This window comes from Mesotoga sp. BH458_6_3_2_1, assembly GCF_003664995.1.
Taxonomy (GTDB): domain Bacteria; phylum Thermotogota; class Thermotogae; order Petrotogales; family Kosmotogaceae; genus Mesotoga.
Genome location: NZ_JFHL01000015.1, coordinates 1 through 22,976, shown reverse-complemented (window position 1 = coordinate 22,976; position 22,976 = coordinate 1). Strand labels below are relative to the sequence as shown.

General features: G+C 47.7%; 25 protein-coding genes. 8 read left to right on the top strand and 17 right to left on the bottom strand.

Features of this window, described 5'->3' with window-relative positions; genetic code table 11:
• Positions 1–8: 8 nt before the first annotated feature.
• From Y697_RS07835 to heR, 14 genes are all read right to left on the bottom strand, one after another.
• Complete coding sequence (locus tag Y697_RS07835) at positions 9–1,115, bottom strand: NADH-quinone oxidoreductase subunit D (RefSeq protein ID WP_121551078.1); 1,107 nt, start codon at positions 1,113–1,115, stop codon at positions 9–11.
• Complete coding sequence (locus Y697_RS07830) at positions 1,108–1,623, bottom strand: NADH-quinone oxidoreductase subunit C (protein WP_121551077.1); 516 nt, start codon at positions 1,621–1,623, stop codon at positions 1,108–1,110. Before Y697_RS07830 ends, Y697_RS07835 begins: the two co-directional genes overlap by 8 nt.
• Positions 1,607–2,146, bottom strand: coding sequence for an NADH-quinone oxidoreductase subunit NuoB (gene nuoB / locus Y697_RS07825; protein ID WP_121551076.1), 540 nt, complete (start codon positions 2,144–2,146; stop codon positions 1,607–1,609). Before nuoB ends, Y697_RS07830 begins: the two co-directional genes overlap by 17 nt.
• A 4-nt stretch (positions 2,147–2,150) precedes the next feature.
• On the bottom strand, positions 2,151–3,059 hold the full coding sequence (locus Y697_RS07820; protein ID WP_121551075.1) for a respiratory chain complex I subunit 1 family protein: 909 nt from the start codon (positions 3,057–3,059) through the stop codon (positions 2,151–2,153).
• 4 nt (positions 3,060–3,063) lie between these two features.
• Complete coding sequence (locus Y697_RS07815) at positions 3,064–4,896, bottom strand: proton-conducting transporter membrane subunit (RefSeq protein WP_121551074.1); 1,833 nt, start codon at positions 4,894–4,896, stop codon at positions 3,064–3,066.
• Positions 4,897–6,345, bottom strand: a complete 1,449-nt coding sequence (locus tag Y697_RS07810; protein WP_121551073.1) for a complex I subunit 5 family protein — start codon at positions 6,343–6,345, stop codon at positions 4,897–4,899.
• Positions 6,342–6,692: a sodium:proton antiporter gene (locus tag Y697_RS07805; RefSeq protein ID WP_014731283.1), complete on the bottom strand. Its 351-nt coding sequence runs from the start codon at positions 6,690–6,692 to the stop codon at positions 6,342–6,344. The genes Y697_RS07810 and Y697_RS07805 overlap by 4 nt, the downstream gene beginning before the upstream one ends.
• Positions 6,689–7,447, bottom strand: a complete 759-nt coding sequence (locus Y697_RS07800; RefSeq protein ID WP_121551072.1) for a Na(+)/H(+) antiporter subunit B — start codon at positions 7,445–7,447, stop codon at positions 6,689–6,691. The genes Y697_RS07805 and Y697_RS07800 overlap by 4 nt, the downstream gene beginning before the upstream one ends.
• Positions 7,444–7,686: a hydrogenase subunit MbhD domain-containing protein gene (locus tag Y697_RS07795; protein ID WP_121551071.1), complete on the bottom strand. Its 243-nt coding sequence runs from the start codon at positions 7,684–7,686 to the stop codon at positions 7,444–7,446. The genes Y697_RS07800 and Y697_RS07795 overlap by 4 nt, the downstream gene beginning before the upstream one ends.
• Positions 7,683–8,027 carry a monovalent cation/H(+) antiporter subunit G gene (mnhG, locus tag Y697_RS07790; RefSeq protein WP_121551070.1) on the bottom strand — a complete coding sequence of 115 codons (345 nt, stop codon included), beginning with the start codon at positions 8,025–8,027 and terminating at the stop codon, positions 7,683–7,685. Before mnhG ends, Y697_RS07795 begins: the two co-directional genes overlap by 4 nt.
• Complete coding sequence (locus tag Y697_RS07785; protein ID WP_121551069.1) at positions 8,024–8,278, bottom strand: cation:proton antiporter; 255 nt, start codon at positions 8,276–8,278, stop codon at positions 8,024–8,026. Before Y697_RS07785 ends, mnhG begins: the two co-directional genes overlap by 4 nt.
• On the bottom strand, positions 8,275–8,766 hold the full coding sequence (locus Y697_RS07780) for a Na+/H+ antiporter subunit E (protein WP_121551068.1): 492 nt from the start codon (positions 8,764–8,766) through the stop codon (positions 8,275–8,277). The genes Y697_RS07785 and Y697_RS07780 overlap by 4 nt, the downstream gene beginning before the upstream one ends.
• Before the next feature lie 226 nt (positions 8,767–8,992).
• A complete protein-coding gene (locus Y697_RS07775; protein ID WP_121551067.1) occupies positions 8,993–9,730 on the bottom strand; it encodes a class I SAM-dependent methyltransferase in 738 nt (245 codons plus the stop codon).
• A 71-nt stretch (positions 9,731–9,801) separates the two neighbouring features.
• Positions 9,802–10,566, bottom strand: coding sequence for a heliorhodopsin HeR (gene heR / locus Y697_RS07770; protein WP_121551066.1), 765 nt, complete (start codon positions 10,564–10,566; stop codon positions 9,802–9,804).
• Positions 10,567–10,877: 311 nt separating this feature from the next.
• On the opposite strand from heR, the gene Y697_RS07765 reads away from it, so the two are divergent.
• The 8 genes from Y697_RS07765 to Y697_RS07730 all read left to right on the top strand — a co-directional run bounded on the left by Y697_RS07765 (position 10,878) and on the right by Y697_RS07730 (position 19,036).
• Entirely contained in the window at positions 10,878–11,651 is a 774-nt protein-coding gene (locus Y697_RS07765) for a protease inhibitor I42 family protein (protein WP_121551065.1), read from the top strand.
• Between the two features lie 184 nt (positions 11,652–11,835).
• Positions 11,836–12,462, top strand: coding sequence for a bifunctional 4-hydroxy-2-oxoglutarate aldolase/2-dehydro-3-deoxy-phosphogluconate aldolase (locus Y697_RS07760; protein WP_121551064.1), 627 nt, complete (start codon positions 11,836–11,838; stop codon positions 12,460–12,462).
• Entirely contained in the window at positions 12,449–13,348 is a 900-nt protein-coding gene (locus tag Y697_RS07755) for an ROK family protein (protein WP_121551063.1), read from the top strand. The genes Y697_RS07760 and Y697_RS07755 overlap by 14 nt, the downstream gene beginning before the upstream one ends.
• Before the next feature lie 74 nt (positions 13,349–13,422).
• Positions 13,423–14,493 (top strand): LacI family DNA-binding transcriptional regulator, encoded by a 1,071-nt coding sequence (locus Y697_RS07750; protein WP_121551062.1) that lies wholly within the window; start codon positions 13,423–13,425, stop codon positions 14,491–14,493.
• Positions 14,494–14,533: 40 nt separating this feature from the next.
• Positions 14,534–15,952 carry an L-fucose/L-arabinose isomerase family protein gene (locus tag Y697_RS07745; protein ID WP_121551061.1) on the top strand — a complete coding sequence of 473 codons (1,419 nt, stop codon included), beginning with the start codon at positions 14,534–14,536 and terminating at the stop codon, positions 15,950–15,952.
• 44 nt (positions 15,953–15,996) lie between these two features.
• Entirely contained in the window at positions 15,997–16,644 is a 648-nt protein-coding gene (locus tag Y697_RS07740; RefSeq protein ID WP_121551060.1) for a transaldolase family protein, read from the top strand.
• Positions 16,641–17,630: a carbohydrate kinase gene (locus tag Y697_RS07735; RefSeq protein WP_121551059.1), complete on the top strand. Its 990-nt coding sequence runs from the start codon at positions 16,641–16,643 to the stop codon at positions 17,628–17,630. The genes Y697_RS07740 and Y697_RS07735 overlap by 4 nt, the downstream gene beginning before the upstream one ends.
• Positions 17,627–19,036: a rhamnulokinase family protein gene (locus Y697_RS07730; protein WP_121551058.1), complete on the top strand. Its 1,410-nt coding sequence runs from the start codon at positions 17,627–17,629 to the stop codon at positions 19,034–19,036. Before Y697_RS07735 ends, Y697_RS07730 begins: the two co-directional genes overlap by 4 nt.
• Before the next feature lie 3 nt (positions 19,037–19,039).
• On the opposite strand, the gene Y697_RS07725 is transcribed toward Y697_RS07730, so the two are convergent.
• The 3 genes from Y697_RS07725 to Y697_RS07715 are packed head-to-tail and all read right to left on the bottom strand — an operon-like array spanning position 19,040 to position 22,249.
• Positions 19,040–19,648, bottom strand: coding sequence for a bifunctional 4-hydroxy-2-oxoglutarate aldolase/2-dehydro-3-deoxy-phosphogluconate aldolase (locus Y697_RS07725; RefSeq protein ID WP_121551057.1), 609 nt, complete (start codon positions 19,646–19,648; stop codon positions 19,040–19,042).
• 24 nt (positions 19,649–19,672) lie between these two features.
• Positions 19,673–20,593 (bottom strand): hypothetical protein, encoded by a 921-nt coding sequence (locus Y697_RS07720; protein ID WP_121551056.1) that lies wholly within the window; start codon positions 20,591–20,593, stop codon positions 19,673–19,675.
• Positions 20,594–20,620: 27 nt separating this feature from the next.
• Positions 20,621–22,249 carry an ABC transporter substrate-binding protein gene (locus Y697_RS07715; RefSeq protein WP_121551055.1) on the bottom strand — a complete coding sequence of 543 codons (1,629 nt, stop codon included), beginning with the start codon at positions 22,247–22,249 and terminating at the stop codon, positions 20,621–20,623.
• Positions 22,250–22,976 lie beyond the last annotated feature (727 nt).

Below are 22,976 nucleotides of genomic sequence, written 5' to 3'. Positions count from 1 at the left end.
CCAGCCCCCTATCTGTCGATCTCTGGCGGGCAGAAGTCCATAGTGGTTAGCCAGAGAGCGACATCTTCTATTCTTGTACCTGCTAGCAGTTTCTCCACACCATACAAACCCTGAGGAAAGGAAGCCCCTCTGACGTTTATCCTGTAAGGTCTTTCCCCTCCATCTGAGACAACGAAGTATCCGTACTCGCCTCTGGATGACTCTATGTGAGTATAGACGGTCCCCTCCGGCACCCTCCATCTGAGCGCGCTGCCAGATGAGATCTTTGCGTTTACAGGTCCCGCTGGCATTTTCTCAAGTACCTGTCTCAGTATCCTGATACTCTGCATCATCTCATAGTATTTCAAGGTGAATCTGGCAAAGGCGTCACCTTCAGTTGCGGTGGGAATGTCGAAGACCACACTGTCATACCTCGCATATGGATCGATCTTTCTTATGTCGTAGGGCAAACCTGTAGCTCTCAGTCCCACTCCGGTTACACCTATTTCCAGCGCTTCTTCTCTAGTTAGAAGCGCGAGACCCTCTGTCCTCGTTCTGATTATCCTGTTTTTCAGCAGTAAGTTCTCAAATTCATCGTTCCTGCTTTCTATATAATCCAGGAATTCAACTATCTCAGACTCGATTCCTTCGGGCAGATCCTTTCTTACGCCTCCAGGAACGATATACATGTGATAGATCCTTGCGCCGGTAATCTTCTCGAAGATATCGAGAATCCTGTCCCTGTCAGCAAGCGTCCAGTGTGAAATTGTGTAGAGACCGGTAGATCCACCGACTCCACCTAAAGCCATGAGATGGGAAGCGATTCTCGCCAGCTCGAGAATTATCATCCTAATCCAGTGAGCTCTTTCTGGCACTTCCGTCCCGGTGAGCGCCTCGACTGCCATCGCATAAACCATTTCGTTAATGTCCGGTTCGGGCACGCAAATTCGAGGGATCAGGGCCAGGTTTTGCATCCAGCCTCTTCTCTCCATCAATTTCTCGAAGCCCCTGTGAAGGAAGCCAGGAACAAGTCTAGATCTGACGACGGTGTCCCCCTCTACGTAAAGGTGAACGCTTGAATTGCCGTGCATCCCGGGGTGGTTAGGGCCCAAGAAGAGCTTGACTTCCTTACTCATTTTCATCGCCCCCTTCTGCCAGAAACTGGGCTTCGTAGTGCCTGTCCGGGAAGTGCTCGTTTGAGTATTTCTGCGGATCGAAGTCCTTTCTCATCGGCGGCATTTCCTTCCAGTTTTCGAGTATGAGTGGTTTAAGGTCGGGGTTACCATCGAACACTATACCGAAGAACTCGTGAACGTCCCTTTCATAAAACCTTGCAGTAGGCCAAAGGTGCATCACGGTACTAATGACGGGTTCATCTCTACTAATCGAGCTCTTCACCAACAGAGTCTCTCCTGTCTCCCATCTGAAGAGGGTGTAGAACACCTCGAAAATACCGTCTTTTATCCTGTCGACGCCGGTTATTAGTGAGAGATGAGAGAAGCCTCTTCTCTTTAAGAGCTCAAGAACCGCATTCAACCTCGAAGCTTCAACGGATATGATTGACTCTCGGGCAGTTACTTCCTTAACCGATAATTCTCCGGCAATAGTCTTAACTTCTCCCAGTATCTCATTCATGGAATTCATCGTGTACATACACCTCCCCGAGAGCCTCTATCTGATTCCTCTTGTACCAATCGTTCTTCTCCTGATACTCTTTCCAACCGTTGGCCTCTCCTTTGTCAATCTTGCTCATCAGCGCGGTGAATCCGCTTACTATAGCCTCCGGGCGTGGCATACAACCCGCCAGATAAAGATCCACCGGCACATAGAGATCCAGTTTGTTTATCGTTGCGTAAGAGTCGTAATATATTCCCCCATTCAACGTGCAAGAACCAAAGCCGACTATATACTTCGGCGACTGCATCTGTTCGTACGAATAAATGACTCTCCTGAGAGTCTTAGTACTTAGGTATCCGGTGATTAACAGAATGTCGGCCTGCCTAGGAGTTGCCATAGGCCCAATACCGAGACGCTCCATATCGAAGCGCGAAGTCATCGTTGGAGGCAGCTCTATAGCTCCACATCCGGTACAGTAATAAAGCATCCAGAGCGAGCGCGATCTGAGCATATTTGCCACTTTTTCCCATGATTTGCGTTCTTCGCTCATGCCGTCACCTCCCCATCACAAAGACCACTATGATTACTTGAACGAAGGAGAGAATGAGCGGCCATTTCCAGTAGAATTTGATCGCCTGCTCGACCCTGAATCTTGGAATAGTGGCGGAGATGATCACTATTGAGAAGTACACTATAAGGAACTTCAAGAGGAATTCCCATAAAGTCCTACCGCCTCCGAGGAAGAGATTCACAAACAATCCGATCTCAATGAATGTCGCGAATGCGTGCTGAATCATCAGCATACCGAGATACTTTCCGCTGTACTCCACAAGTGGACCGGAAGCTATCTCGGCCGGTGCAATAAACGTGTCAAAGGGCTTCTTTCCAAGCATCCCTATCAGAGAAATGAAGGCAACTACTCCACCAATTGGCATTAACCAAACGTTGTAAGCGCCCTGCGCTATCTGAATGCTTACCAAATCGGATAGAGATGAAGTTCCATGGTGGAAGAAGACACCGAGGATGACTATCATGAAGGGAAGCTCATATCCGAGCATCTGGGCCAGTGCCCTTCCGATCCCTATGGAAGCGTTTGGATTTCCAGACCCCACGGCAGACATCGCCATTCCAAGAAGACCAATTGCCAGAAGATAGATCACTACAAAGACGTTGTCGATTCCCGGAAAGACGGCGAGACTGCCTGCCGGGATGAAGAAAACCGTCGCAATTGTCCCCCCCAAAGCCATGAGTATTCCAAAGTCGAAGATGAAGCCGTGGGAAATCGAGTGCTTCGTCAGCGATTTGAAGATATCTATGAAGTTCTGCCAGAAAGGTGGGCCGTATCTCCTCTGAATTCTTGCTTCTATCTTTCTTGCAATTCCTTCAAGGGTTACGGTATATACAAACGCGACTACTAGAAGCGCGATCCCCGAAAGTATTGTGATTACGATATTCATAAGCATGTCATCACCTCAACCACCAGAAGGCGCCAAGAAGCACGATAACAGTCAAAGCAATGTATACCTGAGGATTCCGGTTGAAGAAGACTGCCTTGAACAGGGCTCCAAGCTCCTTAATCTTTTCAGAAGACGATAAAAGCCAGTTTTCCATCGAAGGCCACTTTTCGAATAACCTGTCGAACGGTCTGTACATCCTGTATGAAAAGTGATAAAGCTCTGCGGTGTATAGAAAATCCCCGCCCGTGTAATTGTCTAGAAGATCTACCTGTCTGGCCTTCTTTGCGCGCATGAAGATCAACAACGATATCACGAAGCCTATCGCGAAGACAGTGGTGACCAATACTGAATCCCATTCCCCAGTTAGCGCGACGATTCTCGAGAAAGTCACGTCGACAGTTCCTCCGCCAATCGATTCCGTGATCCTGTTGATCGATCTGATGGCGTTGCTCGGGAAGACTCCCCAGAAAACAGTAAGAAGTGTAAGAAAGGCCATCGGAACAAGCATAATTAATGGAGCTTCTTTGACTTTTCCATGTTCGGGCTTCAGCTGTCCCAGGAAAATCCCCGCTAGAGGTTTGAAGACATACATGAATGACCCTATGCTTCCAAAGAAAGCGGCAAAGGCCAGAAACGGCAAACCGTTCTGCACTAGCTGCTGATAGATCAACCACTTTGATACGAATCCGCTTGTCGGGGGAATTCCAGCTACCGAAATAATCGCAACGAGATAAACGGCGAAGGTGACGGGCATCTTAACTATGAGTCCTCCCATCTCGTGCATTTTCGTAGTCCTTGTCCTGTAGGCTACCGCAGCTATCGCCATGAACATGGCGGCAGATGCCATTGCGTGGTTGAGAATGTGCATCATCCCGCCGGCAGTTGCGTAGGTTCCACCAATGGAGAGGGCCAGCACTATATAGCCTGAATTGCTCACAGTCGAAAAGGCGATAAGTTCTTTGGCGTCTTCCATTCGTATAGCCATAACCGTTCCCACGACTATCGAGATGCCACCAAGGAGGGCAAATCCATAATTTACGATCGGAACGCCATTGAATATAGGAAGAGTGCCGAAAACCTTAAAGGAAGGAAGAGCAATCGTCATTGTTAAGAGTAGAAAACCACCGAGTTTTGTGAGTCCTCCGGAAAGAATGGGGCTGAATTCGTCTGGTGCAGAAGAATGAGAACCCCTAAGCCAGGTATGAAGAGGGAAGGTTCCCATCTTTGCAAGGACCATTATTGCCAAGGCCGTGAAAATCGTGAGCTGAACTCCGATCGGTTGGCTCTCGATCTTCAAAGCCACACTGGAGAACTCGACAGTCCCCAGCCTGCTGTCCATGTAGAAGATCGCGAACAACATTGAATAACTTCCCACCGCTGCGATAGCGGCATACTTTATCGCCTCTCCAGTCGACTTTTCCTTGTCTTGAATTATGAGAATCAGCGAGGCCCATGTGGAAATCTCCCAGAAGATCATCAAAGTAAGGAAATCGGCCGAGAAGACCGCTCCGATCGCTCCCGCAGTTACAAGACTAAGCAGAAAGACCTTGACGGAACTCTTCTTTAGAGGAAGCATGAAGACCGCAGTCGTGGATACTATTAGCATCACTATCGAAGCGAAAAACCAGTTAACGGGGGTCATAGAGAAGTTGAAGTTGAGTCTGCCCGTTATCCCGACCACTTCATATGAAACTCCCCTTCCTCCCCAGAAAAACACATAGACAAAGATGAATATCTGGAACGCGGCGTACGCAACATAGGCCGCGTTCTTCTTCAGTTTTGAAACCAGAAAGAACAACGGAGCGGCAAAGAGAGATGCCGCTATCAAAAAGAGTATATTCATCTACATCCCTCCCAGAATGGCCTTTCCAATTGCCAAAATGCCATTTACAAGAGAATCCGCGGCTCTCTCAAACATCATGAAGGCCTCCCCCGAGCTTACCCCGAGGAAGACTATGACCGTACTTAGCACAAGCCCGAAGGCAAGGAACTCCACCGATGGGACCATTCTCTTCTCAGGCGTCTGAGCTGTTCCGACCGGCTTGAAGAAGGTGAAGATCCACCTGACGTAATATGTAACTTCGATGGCCGCTGCAATGAGAATTATTATAGGAACGGCCATCGAGGTTTCGAAGCTTGCCGATATCGCGTTGAGCTTTCCCCTAAATCCGAAGAAGAGAGGCATACCTGCGATAGAAAACGCGGAGACAACAAATATTACTCCGACTATCGGTGACTTTCGGCCGAACCCGTTAAGAGTATCTCTATCGTCTCGACCAACTTCATCGATAACCTTGTCGTCAACGGAGAAGAGCATAAATTTCGAAAGAGCGTTGTTTATGAGAAGCATTATCGATCCCGTAATAGCCTCAACGCTCCCGATCCCGACAAGAAAGATCGCCAGGCCCGACTGAGCGATGCTTGAATAGGCAAGCGTTCTTCTCAACGACTTCTGACTGAAAGCAAGGACCTCGCCTACAAGGACAGTTGCCGTCCCAAGAAGAACGACGAGACTCATCACGCGATCGTCTCCTACGGCGAGTAAGACCTTTGAAAAGGCATTCACCATTGCGAGCGGATAGACCGACGCTAGAACCAGCGTAGCAATACGCGACGATTTCGTCAGAACGTCGGGAACCCAACCATTAAAGGGAAGCAATTTCGATTCAACACCGAGACCCGCAACAATAAGAAGTGAAGAAACTAACGTGACATCGCCGCTGATCTGACCGGAAGATATCCTGGCAGCAAGTTCGGAAATGTTTAGAGTGCCAGCCGCCCCGTAAAGAACAGCGACCCCAAGAAGATACAGCAGCGATCCTACCGATCCTATCATCAGATACTTGAAAGATGCAACCTTTGAACCGCTGCCTTCTCCAGTAGATGCCAGAAGATAGGCGGAGATTCCGGCGATCTCGAGGAAAACGAAGAGGTTGAAGAGATCGTTGGTCAAAAGGATCCCGTTCAATGAGGCAAGAGCTACCAAGAAAACCACCGAGTACTTCTTAGTCTCTTCCCATTTTCGTAGGTAACTCAACACTGCAAAGAGAAAGAGTATATTTGCGACGGGAAGTAAAAGCTTCGTAGCGTCGTTAACGAGCAAGTTGATACCATATGGAGCCTTCCACCCGCCAATAGAGAAGCTTGTAGCAGTGAGGAACATTACCCCGAAGACTCCGGCGAAGGCGTTGAAGAAGGCGGCTACAAGAAGAGCCCAACCGGAGACACTTCTCCAGAAGGCGCTCACAAAGGCTAGCGCGAGGGGTATTGCTATTAACCATACGGGATTCATTCGGAATCACCTCCCCCGCTCGAGAGCTCCGAGATATCTATCGTGCCCCTTGATTTGCTTACAGAAACAATAAGCGAAAGGGCCAGGGCCGTTACGCCCACCCCGATAACTATAGAAGTAAGAACTAGAGCCTGGGGAAGAGGATCGACAAAGAGAAGGGACGAGTTGTCGCTGACCGAAGAAAGAATAGGAGCCGCTCCCCCTTCTATGTAACCTATAGAGACAATGAAGAGGTTGACTCCGATCTCTGCTATATTCAAAGAGATAATTAGCTTAACGAGATTCTTCTGCGAAAGAAGGCCGTATAAGCCAACGGCGACCAGCATCATAGAAAAGTACTGGATCATGCCTCATCGCCCCCTTCCGAAATGAAGTCATCCACAATTCCGGAAAGCTCTGCTCCAACCTTGAGACCGATTACCGAGTAAACAACCGGTATAATTCCTGCGCTGAAAAGCTCTCCTACCACACCGGTGGGAAGGAAATTCTTAAGGAAGGAACCCGAGATCAACAGGCCGGCTATACCTATGAGAACGTAGAGAAGTCCCATTGTACCCTCCAGTATCTTCAGTCCCTTTGAAGCCCTCTTTTCATCGTCGACCGCAACGAGCAGCAAGAAACCGGCCGCGATTATCGCTCCTCCGGGAAATCCTCCACCCGGCGTCAGATGGCCATGAACGAATACGTATATCCCCAGCACCATAAGCAATGGGGCAATCACGCGAGAGGCGATCTTGACAACGGGACTGACGGATATTGCCGAACCTACCCTCTTTCTTCCCCCTCCAAGAATCAGTCCAACTCCGGTCGCTGAAATGAAGAGTACCGTCACCTCTCCGAGGGTGTCGAATGACCTGTAATTGACGACAATCGAAGTAACCATGTTAGCCGAACCAGTCTCTGCGTCTGCAGTTATTCCAAAGTTGATCTCATCTTCATTCCCATTCACCGATTTCTCGATGTATTTCGCAGAGACTCTTTCGGAGAGCTTCACTTCACCATATCTTGGAATCCCCATAGAATCGGAAGAGTCGGAATTCAGAACGGTTACGATCATGAAGAAGAAAAGAAGTGCTATAAGTGCAGATATCATCCGCTTCATTCTACATCAGCTCGTTTCAGCTTCCTAAGGGAGAGGAGAAATATGGCCGTGGTGAGGCCGGCTCCAACAGAAGCTTCAGTTATTGCGACATCCGGAGCCTTCATAATAACAAACAGTATGACAGACAGAAGACTCATTGCGGAGAGCATTATCACGGAAGTCAGCAGCTTCTTCGTTTCAATCGCGAAAATAGCCAGTCCCACCATTACTACTCCGATTATGAACGAGAATACGTTCACTCTTCCTCACCACCTTCTGGGAGACCGTCTGCTTCCTTATGAGATTCCTCATAAGCTATCGGTGTTATTCCCTTCTTCAGTGCCGTTCTGGCGATCGCTGAACTCCCTACAGGATTTGTAATAGCAATGAAGGCGACTATGATTACAGTCTTCAATAGCCACTGCGGATTTATCAGTCCTACACCGAGTATCACGGAGAACGAGCCCAGTGTAGTTGCCTTCGTCCCGGCCTGCAGCCTGTTGAAAACGTCCGGCATCCTCAGCATTCCAAGGCCTCCCATGAAGAAGAAAAATGCGCCTATAGATAAGAGCGCATACCCCAGAATATCTAGTATGATCATCTTCTCCCCTCCAGATACCTGGCAACCACTATGGTCTCAAGAAAGGAGAGCGCAGCATAAACAAGCGCTATATCTAGAAAGAGAGGATTGCCGTCGATTAGAGAAAATAACACTATCGCACTTGTAATCATCACGTTCAATATGTCCAGTGCTGCGACTCTGTCGGGAACCGTCGGCCCTCTCAACAATCTATAGAGAGTAAGTCCAGCGCCCATGAGTATTAGTGAAAAGAAGATGGAGAAACCTATCATTCGAAGATCCCCCCTATTCTCTTCTCAAACTTTCCCGAGATCTCTTCTCTTATTCTCTCCGGCTCATCGGCCTTCTTGTCTATCCAGTGAACCAAGAGACGGTCCTCACCAATGTCAACGGTCAAGGTTCCCGGTGTGAGAGTTATTGAGTTGGCCAGAGTAAGCTTCGAGATCTCCCCTTTCAAATCCGTTTCAACTTCGACCATCGAAGGGTTTATCGGAAGAGAAGGATTCAAGACTCTTTTGGCCACATCGATATTTGCCTTAACCATTTCGAAAATGAAGATTGGAAGGAAGGAGAACACGAATCTGAAGAGCCGAACAGGAAAATCCAGACCGATCCGAAATCTTGAATACTTGCTTAAAATAACGGCGACGACAATCGAAACCACGAACCCAAGAAGTATCTCGGCAAGAGCAAAACTCCCAGTAAAGCCCAGCCAGATGATAAAGGAGATTACCAGTAGAGAGATGAATTGCAGGGCCATTGCACCACCCCTTTATGTGAAATTTGTGAAATATTCCACTTGCCAATGAAAGTATCATACCATAACCCGGTATAGGGTATTACAATCCTTCATCTTTAATAATTTCACATCATTTCCACTTCAATAAGCCGAAAATTACTGAACAGACGAAACCCTATCGATCCGGGAAGAAACTATGTGTCTATGATAATTCAATAAGCAACTCGAATGACCCAAAAGATAGAGTCTAACCATTTTCGCCGCTGATCCTTTTCCTGAAGACGAATATTGAAAAGTCGTGTGAGAACTCGTTGCCGGAGAAGGCTTTCATGATTTGCCCCACCTTCTCAATCGGAAATTCTAGCGTAAGGGCCTTTTCGATTTCTCCGCGGTTATTTGCTCTCCATTCTGTTCTCACAACCCTTTCCAAAAAGCCCCTAGATACGAAGTAATCGGAAATCTCTTTTTGAAGGTTTTTAAGGTCCCGACCATATGAGAGCTCGAGGAACTCCGCATACTGGCCTGAAGAGTAATTGTTCTGAATATTGAAGAAATACCCGTCGGTCTTCAGTACCCTTTTGACTTCCACAATCCCCTCTTCACAACTTTCTGTGTATTTCATGGGCGGACCAAAGAAATACGCAAGTCTAGCGTGCACGATATCTGCCAGATCAGATTTAAATGGAAGGTCCTCGGCAAATCCCTTCACCACACAGAAGTTAGATCTGAAGTCACGGGCTTGCCTTGAAATCAGTTGCTTTAGCATTCCCGAATCCGGCTCCACGGCGTAAACCATAGAGGCAGTGCTTGCGTACATATGTGAGTGAAAGCCTGAGCCTGCTCCAACATCTACAATCACACTGCTTTCGAAATCGCAGAACTCTTCCATGACCTTCTCTATTTTCCTTTCCGGGTCGATCAATTCGTTCTGAAGCTCGTACAACTCCGGATTTGTTGAACCGGCATAGAAGTAGAGATTTGGCATCTATACCCTCCTGGAATTATCCTAACAAAGAGACCCCTTTCGGGGCCTCAAATTCTCCTTAGAAACTTTTATCAAACTGGCCTGAGTGTTCCGGCGAAAACCTGCCACGCAAGGACACTCTTGGCAACAAGGCTGAGAAGAACATACATACTTTCGCCGAAGAGGTAGTTCTTCCAGGGTCCGATCTTCTTGTACTGAAGGAACATGTTTATCGCAAAGCTGTTGAAGAAGACGAGGAAAGTGATGAGAACTGCATAAACAAAAGACGGGAACTCAATATTAGCCTTTCCAAGAGATGTGAACAAATATATGAAGACAGCTATCCATGTGACCGCCCCGGCTATACAGCCGAAGATAAAGGCCGTCCAGTTTGTTCTTTCGGTTGTCTGATTGTGAAGTTCCATCATAAGTCCAAAGAGATTCATTAGAGCGTTGACAGTGAAGAGCAGCATAAGGCTCACTATGTCAAGCATACCCGAGAACATTGCAATGGCAACAATCATCACCGAAGAGCTGATGGAATACTCGTACCATCTGGCGTAATTAATCCCTCTCTGAAGATTTCTTGCGTACCACCCAAAGCCAAAGGTTGAGACTATGAAATGCGCTATGGCGGACATGAAGAGGAAACTCGCGATGAAAGGTCCCATCTTCAGATCCATGAAGTTCTCGGTTGCGGGAACCAGCCGCATTATCTCCTGATTGAACTCCAGGTAGTTTCTCGTAATCGTCAAAGAAGAATCGTTGCTTACTATAAGCATTATGATTCCCTGAACAAGGTGCAGAAGCCCCATTATCAAGTTGTATATACGAAGCTTTTTATAAACGGATTCCATTTACTTTCCCTCCTTTTTTGTATCATGAAGAAATATTAACACAAATGATTGATTAGTTGTGTCGTAAAAATCCACATTGTCAGATGGAAAGACGAAAAAGCCGCGAGACGTGATCGGACCTTCTCTTATACTAGCAGTCGCGATTGAATTTCGGCCCTTCCTATTACCTTTAACCATAAAATGCGAGAAAAACCTAGCCGAAGACAACGATTTCTTCTTTGGATCCTCTTTTTCGTTTGATCTTTTCTTTCTGGAGATCGTCTAATCCTTACATGATTGGTTTTCTAACAGAAGCAGAATAGGAGGTACTTATGGCTTTCAAAAACTATCACAGAGTCTCTTTTATAATTACGATTGTATTTGTGGCTTTCTATGGAACTCTTCTTGCCGGCATAGGAGATTCAGAAGAATCGGAGATCACGATAATAATAAACAGGGTCAGCTACGAGCAACGGTTGAAGGTCCAACTTGAGGAGAACGCTTCGACAGGCTATACATGGCACTACTATTCATCAGAAGCTAACGCTTTTTCACTATTTTCGAAGGAAATCTCCGTTGACCGATCTGAAAACGCCGTCCAAGGTGGCGGTTCGACAGTGACCTGGTTATTCAGTCCCGAATCCTTGGGAAGCTTCGCAATCATTTTCAAGCTCTACAGAGAATGGGAAGGCGAAGAAAAAGCTGTTGACATAAGGGTATTCAATGTAGAAGTGGATGACAGAACTCTAAGTGAGTGTATTCCTGATTATGTAACGGTCCTTGGCAGTTCTTCAGGTTCCGCAAGTCCGGGTGATCTATTCTCAGTTACTACTGAGCAAGACTCATCGGCCGGATTTTCATGGAGCGTGCGGAGCGACACTGAAATTCTGAGACTCATGGATGATAGGTACACCGACCCTTCGAAGAGCCAATCCTCTCCCGTTGACATCTCGAACTTTCCAATGGCAACCGCCGAACCCGGAAAGCGGTTATTCGATTTCGAAGCTCTAAGAAGAGGTGTTTCCCTCATAGAATTAGAGTTCTCTAGCACAGTTGAGAACGATGGAACCGCTTCGACATTGTACGCGGGCGTCTCTGTTAAATAGTCATGAGAGATCGGGAAATGCTTTCAACAGTACATGATTACAATAATGGGGGAGATAGGTCGCAGAGAACTAGATACTCAAATAAATGACTCCGTTATCGGCCACAGGAAATGAGGTTATACCACCTGATATACTAAATGCAGAGATCATCTTCTGCCCGTAAGAGAAGGAGGGGTATTTTACCGTGTTTCAAAAACTAATGAATGAAAAGGTCTTGACAGTAATAAGGGGTCTAACGCTTGATCAGTCGAGGAAGTTATGTGAAATGCTTCTGGAAAACGACTTGACGATTCTGGAAGTCAGTTTCTCCGACGAATCTTCTTCAGAGATACTGCACGAACTCAAGAAGGAATTCTACGGAAAGCTCGTGATCGGGGCCGGTACAGTATACGATGATGCGGCTTATTCGAGAGCGCTTCGCTCGAATGCCGATTTCGTTCTCAGCCCGGGATTTAGCGGGGAAATTGCAAAGTTGTCGGTAAGGGATGGAATAAGCTATATACCCGGTGTCTACACTTCTACAGATATACAGACGGCGCTGAACAACGGATTCAGCTTTCTGAAACTCTTCCCCGGCGGTGCGGAAGGACTGCATTTGCTCAAAGCATTCAGGGGTCCCTTTCCCACAGTCAAATTCATGCCTTTCGGCGGGGTAACGTCCGAAAACGCTACAGAATACATGCGAGCAGGAGCTGTTGCGCTCGGAATCGGTTCCTACATAGCAAGCAGAAACCTTTTTGATGAGGGAAGAGAAGGGGAGGTACTTGAAAGGATACTGAAAATTCGGAGAGCCGTAAATGCCGGCAGTTGACATAGCGATCGACGTTGGAGGTACCAAAACTCTCGTATCGGCTTTCAATGAGAAAGAAGTGGAGCCTTATTCATTGGAGGAATTTCCCACCAAGCCGGCTGAAGGAATTGATAGTTTCTTCGAGCGACTTAGTAACATCTGTCTTCGCATGAAAGGAAGTAGGAATATCAACCGCTGGGGGCTTTGCACGGCAGGTGCCGTCAGTCCCGAAAAGGGCAATTTGGTCTGGTCACCGAACCTCGGGTGGAAAGACGTGGAGCTCTTCAGAAGAGCCTCCTCCTTTCTCGGTACAGAAGGCGTAATCGAAAACGACTGCAATGCGTCCGCTTTCGGTGAATGGGAATTCAGGAAGGAAATTGAGTCGCTCATCTACGTCACCGTCAGTACGGGAATAGGTATGGGAATGGTCGTCCGGGGGAAAATCCTACGGGGAGCAAACAACGCAGCGGGCGAAATTGGCCACACAATAGTGAAAGCGGATGGCCCACTTTGCACTTGTGGTCGTCGCGGTTGCCTGCAAGCAATTTCAGGCGGCAGGGGCCTTGAAATTAGAGCACATGATTCGCTTGGAATAAAGATCGGCACAAAAGAGATAATAGATCGAGCACAGTTGAACGAGCCGGTCTTCAAAGAAATGATAACCGAAGCCTCTGAAACGCTTGGACGCTTTCTCTGCAATCTCATAGACTCTCTCGATCCTGGGGTACTGGTAATCGGAGGAAGTCTCGGGAAGAACCGGTACTATTTCGACAGAATACTCAAGACCATTGAAGAGAACTACTACAGAGTTCCAGGAAAGAAAGTAAAGATTGAGCTTTCCTCTATAGAACCCAATCCAAACATACTTGGAATACTCTCCCTGTCAAGAAGAACACACAAAGACTGACTTCTTCTACTTGAGCTCTCTCTAAGACTCTCTGCTATCACTTTGCTTTTCAATCAAGGGCGACCCATAGTATAATGAAAATGAACGCAAACGTTTGCGAAAGGTTGCGACCCCCAGTGATGAAGAAGACAACGATAAAAGACATAGCAAAGGAATTGAACATATCACCGTCGTCCGTATCGCGAGCGCTTTCCGATGAGCCGGGAGTGAGTCCTTCCCTGAGGAAAGAGATAGTTGACGCGGCCGAAAGACTGAACTACATTCCCAATTCTTCCGCAAAATCCCTTAAGACAAGAAAGACCCAGACCGTGGGGCTCATCGTGTCGGATATCAGGAATCCATTCTTCCTGGATTTCATGAGCGGAATCGAGACCGTCCTCTTTCCTAGAGGCTACAAATTCATAGTCTGCGACATCGGAGAAGATTTCGAGAAAGAGAGAGTCTACATCAAATGGCTCCTCGAACACGGCGTCGAGGGGATACTTTCCTCGCCCTGTGGGGGAGAGGACGGAAGAGACAACTCACGACTCTACAGAGAGGCAGTCAGGAGAAACATCCCCGTCGTCTTCTACGATAGGATTCTCGGAGGACTGGATAGGATCAGTTCGGTTACCCTCGATAACCGACAGGCAATTCTCCAGGGAGTGTTGCACTTAAAGGAAAACGGTCACAGGAAACTCGGAATAGTCCTTCACAAAAAGGGAATCTATACAATAGAAGAGAGACGTATGGGCTTTTTGGAGGCTTGCAAGATGCTGGCCATTGAGATAAACGCAGACTGGATTATCGAGAATGCAGTGGACGAGGAAAGGGCTTCGCTGTCACTGGAGTCTGTTCTGAAATCTGGCAGGAGACCGGATGCGATTATATCCACAAACCAGTTTCTCAATGAGGTCATAGTTGCAACCGTAAGGCGGATGGGCCTGAAACTCCCCGGTGATCTGTCGATTGTAGGCTTCGATGACCATTCCATGAATGAACTGATCGAGCCGCCCTTGACTACGATTAGACAGCCTGTGAAGGACATCGGCAGGATTGCCGCGACGATTATGCTGAGCGAAATAGACGGAACAAGAGGTGAGAAATCGAAAGTTGTGCTGAAGGCGGAACTGCTTCAAAGAAAATCTGTGTCAAAGCTCACATAGATAAGCTCGAAGAAAACATTGAAAAGAGGAGGAATGCTCAATGAAAAAGAGAAAGGTTGGAGTGATCACTTTTTCCGACGGGCGAGATTTCGTTCACAACGATCTGATCGAAATGAATAAGGGGTTTCAAGACAGGCTGGTGAAGGCCCTTGAAGCAACGGGCGAAGTGGAAGTCGTCACAGCCTCCGATATAGTCTGGAAGCCTTCGCTCGCCAAGAAGGCCGGCAAGGAAATGATGAAAGCCGAGGTTGAGGCCACGATATTCAACTACGCTATCTGGTGCTGGCCTAATCTTTCAGTAATCGCGTCATTGTACGCCCCCGGTCCTTTCCTAACCTATGGACAGATCAATCCCTCTTACCCGGGTATGGTAGGCCAGCTAGCGGCCGCAGGTGCCCTCGAACAGGTCGGAATAATGCCTGAAAGAGTATGGGGCAATCCCGAAGATTCAGACGTGATTGAAAGGGTAATGCACTTCGTGAGAGCTGCGTCGGCGGCGGCAAGGTTGAAGGGTGAAAGATACGGGATGTTCGGCGGCCGTCCAATGGGAATGTACACGGCTTCGGCCAACGGTGATCAATGGCTGAAGGAGTTCGGTGTCGATGTGGAACAGATCGATCAGTATGAACTGGTAGTCAGGGCCGAGAAAGTACCAAAAAACGTCACAAAAGAAGCTAGAGAGTGGCTTGAAAAACTTGCAACTGTCAAGTATGACGGCAAGCAGCTTACACCTGAAAAACTGGAGAAGCAGATCGCTCTTTACGAGGCTGCACTCAGTATCATAAAAGAGTACGAACTGGATTTTGTTGGATTCAAAGGTCAGCCCGAGATGACAAATAACTACGCAACAATGGACATAGTAGAGGCCTTCCTCAATGATCCATACGATTGGCACGGTTCAAAGGAAACAATCGTTGCGGCTACCGAAACGGACATGGATGGAGCTCTGACCATGGAGATCTTCAAGCATATTGCTCAGTCTCCAGTTCTATTTGCAGACGTGAGACACTACTTCGAGGAAGAAGACCTTCTCGATCTCTGTAACTCGGGCACTCATGCGACCTACTTTGCCGGAAAATCTATGAATCCCGAAGACAATCTCAAACACGTTGAATTGTATCCCGAGGACTTCTACTTCCCGGCCGGAGGAGCCGCCGTAAAGCACTTTGCGGCGCCCGGGCGAGTTACCTTGGCAAGGCTTGCAAGACAGAACGGCGAGTACATCATGACAATAGTACCGGGAGAGTTCGTCAAGCTCTCCGAAGCCGAAGAAAAGAAGCTGTCGGAGAAGGTTCAGATCGAATGGCCGCATGCCTATGTGAAGCTGGATACGGACATGGAAACCTTCCTGAGATACTACCCGTGCAACCACACTCACGGTGTTTACGGCGATTTCGTGGAGGAACTGGTACAGTTCTGTGATATAAAGGGTATTGATTACCAGATTCTTGCAGAGTAAACTGCATTTCAAGACATATAGTTTCTTAAGAAAGGAGCCTGATAATGTTATACATTGACGGTGTTTGTGAAAAGAGCGTTGAACTTGTTGAACAGCCTGTCTTTGCCGGAATCACAACTAACCCTACAATACTGAAAAGAGATAGGCCGGGATGGGGTCTTATGGATGCAATGAAATTCCTCTCAAAGGTCCCGGGCGAGAGACACTTCGTTCAGGGCAGCCTCTCTTCGACCGACTGGATTCAGAAGGTGAAGGAATTCATAAAGAAGAGCGATTTCGATCCCGAATTCTTCACGATCAAACTGCCCTGGGATCCACAGAAGGCTTCTACCATCGTCCCTCAGCTGAACGATATTGGAGTTGGAGTATGTGCTACGGCCGTTTACACTTTACAGCAGTACTACGCCGCGGTCAGCATGGAAGTTGAGTATGTGGCCGTTTACTTCGACAGAATGATTAAGGCGGGAATAGATGCTGACTTGAGAATCACAGAGATGCTAGACATTGGCGACTGGCACTCAAACGCCCCTAGAATCATTGCGGCAAGTATCAAGGACATCGAGAGCGCAAACAAACTTATCTCACTGGGTGTCCATGATCTCACGTTGCCGATCGAGATCGCAGCTGAATACGTTCAGGGTAGTTTTCCGGCGGATGATCTGAAAAGATTCGAGGCTGACTTCAAGTTATGAGAGATCGGTCCAAACCGGTTTTATGCTCTGGAGAGATCCTCTTCGATTTTATCTCTAGAGAACCTATGAAAGGCCTGGAGGGCACCACCCTGTTTGAAAAGAAACCGGGTGGTGCACCTTTCAACATATCTGTCGGTCTTCACAGACTGGGAGTTCCTATGGAATTTCTCGCCAAAATTGGCATGGACGAATTTGGTAGCGCACTTCTCGAATATCTGAAGTCTCTTGGAATATCTACTAGCTACGTGATTAGAGAACATGGAACGAAGACACCTATAGCCTTTGCCGCTCTGGACGGCGAGGGAAAGCCGGAATTTAGATTCTACTGGGATCATGCAGCACATCTATTGCTCAAATCAGAAGAAATCGAAGAGATCGACCCCATGAACTTTTCCCTATTTCATTTTGGCGCGATAGTACTCCTAGAAGAACCGTCGGCATCCACTTATCTGGAGCTGTTCGAAAGGTTCAGTTCAAGAGGAGTCAAGACTTCATTCGACCCCAACATTCGAAGAAGCGCAATAGAAGATCACGATTCATTCAGGGCCATAGTCAGAGAAATCATCTCCAGAGTCGACATTCTCAAGCTCAGCGACGACGATCTGCTATACATATGTGACAGCGACAATCTCGATGAGGCCCTGTCTCGGCTCGAAGTCAGACCAGACACGCTCGTCTTTCTCACCCTCGGCAGCAGAGGATCCACTGTTTATCGCGGAAGGACTTCTGTTAGGAGAGAGGGGTTCAAGGTGAAAGTGGCCGAGACAACCGGCTGCGGAGACTCTTTCATGGCCGCAGTAATCTCTAAGCTCTACAATATGGGCGATGAAGAACTGTGTGGTCTTACCGAAGAAGATCTGGGAAGCATTCTCACTTTCGCAAACGCAGAGGCGGCGATCGTCGCGACAAGATATGGCGGAGCAAGCTCTATGCCAGCCGAAAGCGAAGTGAACCAGTTCCTTAAAGAACGGGGTATGGACCGTTGATCGGATTCCTCGCCATAGACATCGGTGCCTCCAGCGGCAAGGCCTTCGTCGGAAAGTACGGTCGAAACAGGCTGGTTCTGGAAGAAGTACATCGCTTTTCAAACGAGCCTATCCATGTCGCAGGTTCGACTCACTGGAACCTAATTTCGCTTTACAGGAATGTCGTGGAAAGCATTAAGGCGGCTTCTACTCTTGGAATTGAGATCCGCAGCGTAGGAATCGACACATGGGGAGTGGATTTCGGTCTCATCGACAGCTCCGGTTCGATTCAGGGTGATCCCAGACATTACAGAGATATGTTCAAAGACGATTCCATGGATTACGCAATAAAGAAGGCAGGCAAGCGATGGATCTTCGACAGATCTCCAACCCAGTTTCAGCCTTTCAACACTCTCTATCAGCTCATATCCCTCAAGCGTAAGAACAGCCGTCACCTTAAGAAGGCAGAATTCCTTCTCCCGATGCCTTCACTCCTGACCTACTTCCTTACAGGGGAGAAGCTGACAGAGTTCACTTTCGCCACTACCACACAACTCTTCGACCCCGATCGGAATGACTGGAGCAAAGAGCTGATAAGATTTTTCGATCTACCCGAGATAATGACTCCCATTGTAGATCCCGGGGAAATCGCCGGAGAACTGCTCCCCTCAATCTCGAAAGAGCTCGGCATAAGGGGAATGAAGGTAATTCTCCCAGCGAGCCACGACACGGCATCGGCCGTTTCGTCCATGGATCTTTCAGATGATTCGATGTTCGTCAGCGCCGGAACCTGGTGCCTGGAAGGGGTGTTGATCGACAAGCCTTCCAGGAATGACGATGTTATCGAAAACAACCTTGCCAACGAGGGTTGCTACGGAAGGAAGTACCGCCTGCTCAAGAATCTAACCGGCCTATGGTTGGTTCAGGAACTCCTCAGGGAGTGGAAGAAATCGAATCCGAATCTCGATCACTATGCGTTGACCGAGATGGCGCTGACCGCCAGAAGCTATGAGAGAAAAATAGATGTGGAGTCCGAAGCCTTCAGAAAACCGAGAAACATGGAGAAGGCTATACTCTCCGAAACCGAGAGTCTCGGGATCTCTTTGCAAAACAGGGGAGAGATCGTGAGAGCCGCGATCGAAGGAATCGCTTACCAGACGGAGCAGACAAGAAGACAACTGCAGTCAATAACCGGCCGGTCAATAAGGAACATCAGAATGGTAGGCGGCGGCATTCGCAACAGACTTCTCTGCCAGTTAGTGTCAGACTACACAGGGCTTCCAGTAGTCGCAGGACCTGCGGAAGGGACTGCCACAGGTAACATCATAGTGCAGATGCTTGGCCTTGGAGAACTAAGCGACCTATCGCAGGCCCACGATCTCATTCAACGCTCATTCAACTTTCAGGAATACACTCCGGAAAAGTAACACTTATCCAAAGAAATTCTTGACTTTGGCGACGTACTGTCTTGCCTTCTCCTCTATTTCTTCCGGGCTCCCTTTAGTCAGATCGGATCCTATACCAACGGCGGCGGTGCCTGCCTTGAACCATGTGTCTATGTTGTCGAGATTGACTCCTCCCGACACCACACACAGCGCCTCAGGGAAGGGACCCCTAAGTGATTTCACAAAGGATGGCGAAAGGACATCGCCAGGGAAGACTTTGACCATCGAGCTGCCCAGCGCAGTTGCCTTTACATACTCCGTCGGCGTCATGATTCCAGGTAGATAGAGCGTCTCAAGCGCTCTGGACTGAATTGCAAGCTCTTCGGAAAGATGCGGACTAACGACGTACTTTGCGCCGCTTTTAACGGCCTTGCTGAACTGGTCGTCAGTGATAACCGTTCCAGCTCCAACGTAGGCACCCTCTATTTCTTTTGAGAGAATTGAAATCGCCTTGGGGGCATCGGGAACCGTGAAGGTTATTTCTAAGATCTTCACGCCTCCCCTGAAACAGCTTCTTCCAATCTCGACGCATCTCTCTACACTGTCGCTTCTAATGACAGCCATTATCCTTTCCTGCAGGATAATATTCTTCACTTCTATCCCTCCATTCGAATTCTATTAGAGTATTATTCTTCCAAATGATTTGAGGATCAAAAGAACTCTCAAGGTTATTATAGCAACCCACTCATCCCAGGCCCTGCTCATTTCGCCATCGTAAAAGCTTTTTGACCAGGTAGGCTTGATCTTCCCGTGTGTTTGAAGCTCGCTAATATAGTATTCGATATTCTTTTCAATCAACTCTCTATCGACGCAGAAGAACTCTTCGGGAGAAGTAACGAAATCCAGCGGTTTGGCTACATACTCCGTTCGCCATTCCTCCTCATCCTTGCTGATCAAATTGCATACTGCTTCAGAGAGCTTTGGTCTTAAACTTGCGGCCGTCTCTTCGTCAAGTAATCTGTAAAGCCTAACAAAGCAGAATATCTCGTGAAAAGAAGTAAACGTATTCTTGCTTTCCAGATACCCGGCTGCTTGAGAAAGAAGCTCGTCTACATCTAGATTGGTGAACTCTCTGTATTTGCTTAAATATCCTGTGATCTCGGCTGTAGGGTTCCCCCAGTTTGCATCGATCGCGCACATTTTCTTTTCTTCATCGCATTCCCACCAAGGAGCATGGGGATAGTCATTGACTGTTCTTGGAACGGCAAACCATCCCTTTCTCCCCGATACATATGTATTGTCCAGATAAGAAATCGCTTTCGAGATTACTCCCTTTGCAAGTGGTAAGTCATCGAAGTGAACAAGGTGTTGAAGCGCTATGGACGTTGCCATTGGAGAAGACTCTGGCAATCTGAAGTCCGGTTCTATAGCGTTTCCAAACCCGCCATCGACATTCTGATAACCGGCTATCTCCTCAACAACGTTGTTTGCCGGACCATCCATGAAGTGGTAGGCAAATAATCTCTTTTCCAGCTCTCTCCCGTTCTCAAGGATCGTATACTGTGCTCTCCTAAAAACTTCCCTTTCAAGATAGAGCATTTCTAATACCCCCTTTATGTTGTCCTTTCATTTCTGCAAATACCATTCAGCAAGATTCTCGTAAAGCTCCCCTCTGCCCGGGACCGGCCCGCTGAGCTGGCTATTCCAGAAAGCGTAAGAGAGATTGTAGGCAAGAACAAGAACCGGTACATCATTCGTCCATATCCTGTATGACCCAAGATAATAGGGAGTACGTTTTGGCCAGTCGGGTTCAATGGCGGCCCTTCTCATAATTCTGAAAATCTGCTGATTCACATAACCTACTTCCCAGCCTGATTTCAAATCATTCTCATACTCGCTGGTCCATGGGGCTATCTCGGGATAGTCGAAGGCCTGGACTCGAAGATAGGCCAGCTCATAATCGCCTTCATCTATGTCACGGAGAAGACTTCCCCAATCAAGCCTTTGCACTTCGAGTTTCACACCTATCTTGTCCCAGCTCTTCTGGAGCTCCTCCAGCAATATATTCTCAACTCCATGATAGACCTTGATCGACAGAGTTACACTATCGGGATAACCTGCATTTGAAAGGAAGGTCTTTGCCTTCTCCGGATCGTAGGGAAGATCCACTATCTGAGCTTGCAGGGTCTTAAAGATAGCTGTTCTGGGATCTACAGGAATGAAAGTTCCGATAGAATTGGGGAGGGCTTCAAGAAGAGATTCGTAGTCAAGAGACATCTTGAGCGCCTGTCTCACTCCCCTTTCTGCCAGGAGTGCGTTCCTGTGATTCACGAGAACAACATGATAACTGCCATCCGGGAAACTTCCCGATTTGAACTTTCCGGAAGCCGATTCATTAAGAAGAGACTCGTTATGATCCGGCTCACTGAAGAGAAGATGCAGCTCGCCCGCATCGAACATTTCAATTCTGTCAAGAGGCTCTGCCACTTCCACGAGCCTTACTTCATCTAGAAGACTCTTTTCAGGCCAACTCTCAAATACTAGCGGAAAGAGAACGTCTCCAGATCCTCCATGCCAGTTCGGATTTCTTTTCAGAATAATGTTGCCTTTTACACTTGCCGGATCAAGTACGAAGGGCCCTGAAGTAGCTTCGATAGGAGGTTTATCCATTTCCACGTTCTCTTCCATACTCTCCGGTTCGATTCCAAGTCTGTCCGAGTAAACATGTTTAGCGAGTATGCCCGTTCTCAAAGAGTTCAGGAATTCGGGATATGATTCATTGAAATAGAAAACTACAGTTTTGCTGTCGGCGATGGAAAACCAGCCAAATCGTGGATCGTTGAGAGCCTCATAGAGCGGAGAGCTTTCGCTGCTCTTCCAGGCTTTTATCGAGTACTCCATATCCGCGCTAGTGATAGGAGTTCCGTCATACCAGAAAATATCCTCTCTGAGCTTTATGATAAGTGACTTGTTCGAATTCAAAAGCTCGTACTTTTCCACCAGGCAAGGACTCAATTCGTCACCGCTTGCCCATCTGAAAAGAGGGTCCTGAATCGCAAAAGTAACCCAGAAATCACCCTCTGAAAGCTCAAAGCCTGGAATGAACATGAAGGTAGTATCGACCGGGAGTACGACCGACCCTCCAGCTAGCTCCGAATAGGAGAATTCTTCTTCTGTCCCTCTTTTTTTAAGAGCCTCGGCGAAACTAGTAGACAACAAGATAAGCAATATAACGACTAGAAATAATCTCCGCACAGGGTACCTCCAAAGCTTCAAGTCTCTCCACTATTATATTAGATAAAGCGAATTCGATTTCGTTCGGAAAGACATAGAACAGGAGAAAATGGTTCTGCGTTGAATGGTTCACCGTTCAGTGAATAGAGCGTGGTTGGGGGTTGGGGGTCGGAAGAGCAAAGGATCAGTCCCAAGATGCAAGTTACAAGTAAAAGAGCCTAGCAAAACGGGTCTCGCGTTTCGAACCTGAGGTCTCATGAATACAAGTGGTTGAACAATCGCAACCCACAGTGCTATTGAGGTCGTCATCTTAGATGATCCTGCCCAGAATCTTAGGCTTCTCGTGAGCGCAGCGAACTCTCGAGAACGATCTTTCTCGTATTCTGATCTTCGCTCCTAATTTTCCTCTTGAGAGCTCTTCATTACCTATAAGTCAGGGAGTCAAATACCTTCAATTAGCTGTTTCTTGCGCAAATTTGTATTTGGCTCCTGATGATCCTGATCTTAAGTCCTCCCTTGAGGGAGGAGGGCCACGTAGTGGCGGAGGGTGTTGGTCTTTGTATGCGAAAAAAACCGATGCTCTGAAATAGTCCGATGTGAGTGGTTGCTCGATGTTAGTTCTTGGTCTCTGGTAGGAGCATAAATATGGATCACAGATTAAATAACGTGAAGTAGTGAACATATCGTTCAATTTCGAACAGGCCAATCTATTCTAAACGTTGTTCAAAGAGCACACTCCCCACCGCAA

What these genes read in the sequence shown, in the direction of transcription:
- Y697_RS07805 (WP_014731283.1), bottom strand. Translation starts at nt 6,692, where the DNA reads ATGATCCAGTACTTTTCTATGATGCTGGTCGCCGTTGGCTTATACGGC.
- Y697_RS07835 (WP_121551078.1), bottom strand. Translation starts at nt 1,115, where the DNA reads ATGAGTAAGGAAGTCAAGCTCTTCTTGGGCCCTAACCACCCCGGGATG.
- mnhG (WP_121551070.1), bottom strand. Translation starts at nt 8,027, where the DNA reads ATGATCATACTAGATATTCTGGGGTATGCGCTCTTATCTATAGGCGCA.
- Y697_RS07765 (WP_121551065.1), top strand. Translation starts at nt 10,878, where the DNA reads ATGGCTTTCAAAAACTATCACAGAGTCTCTTTTATAATTACGATTGTA.
- Y697_RS07820 (WP_121551075.1), bottom strand. Translation starts at nt 3,059, where the DNA reads ATGCTTATGAATATCGTAATCACAATACTTTCGGGGATCGCGCTTCTA.
- Y697_RS07810 (WP_121551073.1), bottom strand. Translation starts at nt 6,345, where the DNA reads ATGAATCCCGTATGGTTAATAGCAATACCCCTCGCGCTAGCCTTTGTG.
- heR (WP_121551066.1), bottom strand. Translation starts at nt 10,566, where the DNA reads ATGGAATCCGTTTATAAAAAGCTTCGTATATACAACTTGATAATGGGG.
- Y697_RS07750 (WP_121551062.1), top strand. Translation starts at nt 13,423, where the DNA reads ATGAAAATGAACGCAAACGTTTGCGAAAGGTTGCGACCCCCAGTGATG.
- Y697_RS07755 (WP_121551063.1), top strand. Translation starts at nt 12,449, where the DNA reads ATGCCGGCAGTTGACATAGCGATCGACGTTGGAGGTACCAAAACTCTC.
- Y697_RS07740 (WP_121551060.1), top strand. Translation starts at nt 15,997, where the DNA reads ATGTTATACATTGACGGTGTTTGTGAAAAGAGCGTTGAACTTGTTGAA.
- Y697_RS07735 (WP_121551059.1), top strand. Translation starts at nt 16,641, where the DNA reads ATGAGAGATCGGTCCAAACCGGTTTTATGCTCTGGAGAGATCCTCTTC.
- Y697_RS07745 (WP_121551061.1), top strand. Translation starts at nt 14,534, where the DNA reads ATGAAAAAGAGAAAGGTTGGAGTGATCACTTTTTCCGACGGGCGAGAT.
- Y697_RS07815 (WP_121551074.1), bottom strand. Translation starts at nt 4,896, where the DNA reads ATGAATATACTCTTTTTGATAGCGGCATCTCTCTTTGCCGCTCCGTTG.
- Y697_RS07800 (WP_121551072.1), bottom strand. Translation starts at nt 7,447, where the DNA reads ATGAAGCGGATGATATCTGCACTTATAGCACTTCTTTTCTTCTTCATG.
- Y697_RS07720 (WP_121551056.1), bottom strand. Translation starts at nt 20,593, where the DNA reads ATGCTCTATCTTGAAAGGGAAGTTTTTAGGAGAGCACAGTATACGATC.
- Y697_RS07780 (WP_121551068.1), bottom strand. Translation starts at nt 8,766, where the DNA reads ATGGCCCTGCAATTCATCTCTCTACTGGTAATCTCCTTTATCATCTGG.
- nuoB (WP_121551076.1), bottom strand. Translation starts at nt 2,146, where the DNA reads ATGAGCGAAGAACGCAAATCATGGGAAAAAGTGGCAAATATGCTCAGA.
- Y697_RS07775 (WP_121551067.1), bottom strand. Translation starts at nt 9,730, where the DNA reads ATGCCAAATCTCTACTTCTATGCCGGTTCAACAAATCCGGAGTTGTAC.
- Y697_RS07785 (WP_121551069.1), bottom strand. Translation starts at nt 8,278, where the DNA reads ATGATAGGTTTCTCCATCTTCTTTTCACTAATACTCATGGGCGCTGGA.
- Y697_RS07830 (WP_121551077.1), bottom strand. Translation starts at nt 1,623, where the DNA reads ATGAATTCCATGAATGAGATACTGGGAGAAGTTAAGACTATTGCCGGA.